3 protein-coding genes and 1 pseudogene are annotated in these 3107 nt (G+C 71.0%); all 4 read right to left on the bottom strand.

Annotated elements, in window-relative coordinates; genetic code table 11:
- A partial coding sequence (lpdA, locus tag ACFE86_RS22050) for a dihydrolipoyl dehydrogenase (RefSeq protein ID WP_375457447.1) occupies nucleotides 1-1244 on the bottom strand: 1244 nt, incomplete at its 3' end.
- 272 nt (nucleotides 1245-1516) lie between these two features.
- On the bottom strand, nucleotides 1517-2389 hold the full coding sequence (locus ACFE86_RS22045; RefSeq protein WP_375457446.1) for a phytoene/squalene synthase family protein: 873 nt from the start codon (nucleotides 2387-2389) through the stop codon (nucleotides 1517-1519).
- Entirely contained in the window at nucleotides 2386-2763 is a 378-nt protein-coding gene (locus tag ACFE86_RS22040; RefSeq protein WP_375457445.1) for an Mth938-like domain-containing protein, read from the bottom strand. The genes ACFE86_RS22045 and ACFE86_RS22040 overlap by 4 nt, the downstream gene beginning before the upstream one ends.
- Nucleotides 2764-2769: 6 nt before the next feature.
- A pseudogene (locus ACFE86_RS22035) lies at nucleotides 2770-3107 on the bottom strand (protein translocase subunit SecF); the annotation flags it as partial.

Genomic DNA, 3107 nt, shown 5'->3' with positions numbered 1-3107 from the left:
TCGAACACCGTCTTCACCAGGCCGTCCGGCTCGCCGAGCGCCACGGCCTTGCCGTTGCCCGCGAAGGGGAAGCGGCCGACGCGCACGTCGAGGCCCTGCTCCTTCGCCTTGGCCTCGGTGATGCCGACGCTGGCGATCTGCGGCTGGCAGTAGGTGCAGCCGGGGATCTTGGCCTTGTCCATCGCATGCGTCGGCAGGCCCTTGATCGTCTCGATGCAGAGCACGCCCTCGTGCTCGGCCTTGTGGGCGAGCATCGGCGGGCCGGCCACATCCCCAATGGCGTAGAGGCCCGGCACGTTGGTGCGCCCGAGCCCGTCGGTGACGACGATGCCGCGCTCGATCTTCACCCCGAGCTTCTCCAGCCCGATGCCCTCGATGTTGCCGACCACGCCCACCGCCGAGATCAGCTTGTCCGCGGTGATGGTTTGCGATTTTCCGTCGGCGCCCTCGATCGTCGCGGTGACGGAATCCGCGCCCTTCTCGACCTTCGTCACCTTGGCGCCGGTCAAAATCTTGATGCCCTGCTTCTCGAAGCGCTTGCGGGCGAGCCCTGCGATCTCCGGGTCCTCCACCGGCAGGATCTGCGGCAGCAGTTCCACCACCGTCACCGCGGCGCCCATGGTGGCGTAGAACGAGGCGAACTCGATGCCGATCGCCCCCGAGCCCATCACCAGCAGGCTCTTGGGCATCGTCTCGGGCACCATCGCCTCGTAGTAGGTCCAGATCAGGCGCTTGTCGGGTTCGATGCCGGGGATCGCGCGGGGGCGCGCGCCTGTGGCGACGATGATATGCTTGGCCGAATACGTGCCGGCACTGAGCGCGCCCTTCGGCGCGGGCGCCCGCGTCGTCGCCTTGACCGTGACTTGGCCGGCCTGGTTGCCGTGTGCCGCGGAATCGATCGCCGCCTCGCCCCAGATCACGTCGACCTTGTTCTTCCTGAGCAGGTGGCCGACGCCGCCGTTGAGCTTGGCCGAGACGCTGCGCGAGCGCTTGACCACCGCCGCGGTGTCGAACCCCACCTTTTCGGCCGACAGCCCGTAGTCGGCGGCGTGCTGCATGTAGTGGTAGATCTCGGCCGAGCGGAGCAGGGCCTTGGTCGGGATGCAGCCCCAGTTCAGGCAGATGCCGCCGAGGTGCTCGCGGTCCACCACCGCGGCCTTGAAGCCGAGCTGCGCCGCGCGGATCGCGGCGACGTAGCCGCCGGGGCCGGCGCCGATGATGAGCACGTCGTAGGTGTCGGCCATGCGGATGGTGTCCGTCGTTCTTGATCGGGTGGGCGTCGTCTCCGGAGCGGAGCCTAGACGAGGAATTTCAGGGCGCCAACGTGGGGTTTGCGCTGGGTGGTTACATGCCTGACCTGCCTCTCCCCTCTGCGGGAGAGGGTGGCCCGCGAGCTAAGTCGGGAGAGGGGAGCGATGGTGCCGGATACGGCGCTCCCCTCTCCCAACCCTCGTTGACGCGAGGGCCAACCTCCCCCGCAGAGGGGGGAGGGAGAGGCGCGACGGCCGGGGCTGCCCTACCCGAACGCCCGCGCCCCGCGCCACAGGCGCCAAAGCCGGCGCCAGCGCGGGGCGTCGACGGGCGTGTTCAGCGGGTCGTAGGCGGCCCGCTCCATCGCGGACAAATACCCCGCGACCAGGGCCAGCGGCAGGAAGGCGGGGCGCGCGGCCGGAACGATGGCGCTGCGCGCCGCCCCGAAGGCAGCGAGGTGCCGGCGGGCGTGGCCGCGCAGGTCCGCGCAGGCGCCGCGCAGGCCGGGGCCGCCCCGGCCGGTGACGATGTCCTCGCGGGTGACGCCGTGAGCGCGAAAAATCTCGGCCGGGAGGTAGACCTGTCCGGCGCGCGCGTGCCACGGCAGCGCCCGCAGCAGGCCGGTGATGCCGTAGGCGACGCCGGCATGGCCCGCGGCCGCGGCACCCCCGGGCTCGGCGCCGTCGCACAGGATCAGGCTCGCGAGCCGGAACAGGGCCGAGGCGGTCTCGCCGCAATAGCCTTCGAGATCGTTCAGCCGGGGCATCGGGTCGTCGTAGAGGTCGAACACGCGCGCGTCGATCAGGTCGACGAAGGGCTGGCGCCCGAGGCGGCGGGCGCGGATCGCGTCGAGCAGCGCGGCCGCGACCGGGTTGGCCTTCACGTCGCCGCGCGCCTCGCCCTGGAGCGCGTCGCGCCACCATTGCAGGCGGATCTCGCCGGCGATCGGGTTCGAGGCCGCCTCGCGCACGCGCGCGACCGTCAGGCTGAAGGCGTAGAGCGCGAACAGGTGCGGGCGGAATTCGGCTGGCGCGAACAGCGTCGCGAGGTAGCGGTCCGGGTCGCCCGCGCGGACGAGGTCCTCGCAGTGCCGGAACGCGAAGGCGAGGCCGGTGGCCTCGGCAGCGACCGCGCTCACGCGACCGCGATCAGGGCCGCCGCCACCTTGCGGTTCTCCGCCAGCAGGATGTTGTAGGTGCGCGCCGCCGCGCCCGTCTGCATCACGTCGAGACCGATGCGGTTGTCCTTGAGCCATGCCCTGAGATCGGGCGGCAGCGGCACGATGTCGAGGCCCGTGCCGACGAGAAGCAGCTCGATCCCGTCGCCTTCCGCCTGCACCGGCCGCAGCGCCGTGCGGTCGATCGCCTTCGCCGCGGTCGGGCCCCAGGCGCGGATGCCGGACGGCAGCGCCAGGATCGAGCCGCGGTGCGACATCTCGCCGAAGCGGAAGCCGCCGTTGCCGTAGGCGTCGATCAGGTGCCGCCCGGGGAGGAATCCGTCGAGTTCGGCCATCGGGGGCTACTCCGCCGGTTGCGGCACGCGCCCGCGGGCGGCCTGCGCCTTCACCCCCGACAGCATCAGCCCGAGATAGATCAGCGCCGGCGTCGAGACGAAGATCGCCGAGTAGGTGCAGATCACGACGCCCGCGAGCATCACCACGGCGAACCCACGGATCGCCTCGCCGCCGAACAGCACCAGCGCGAGCAGCGACAGAAAGGCCGAGACCGAGGTCATCACGGTGCGCGACATCGTCGAGTTGATCGACAGGTTGAGGAGTTCCTCCGTGGGGATGGTCTTGTAACGGCGCATCAGCTCGCGGGTGCGGTCGAACACCACCACGGTCTCGTTCAGCGAGT

Origin of the sequence: uncultured Methylobacterium sp., assembly GCF_964244095.1 — a bacterium.
In the GTDB taxonomy this organism is placed as follows: Bacteria; Pseudomonadota; Alphaproteobacteria; order Rhizobiales; family Beijerinckiaceae; genus Methylobacterium.
Note: the sequence above shows the minus strand (reverse complement) of the source record. Positions and strands in the feature narration are given on the sequence as shown.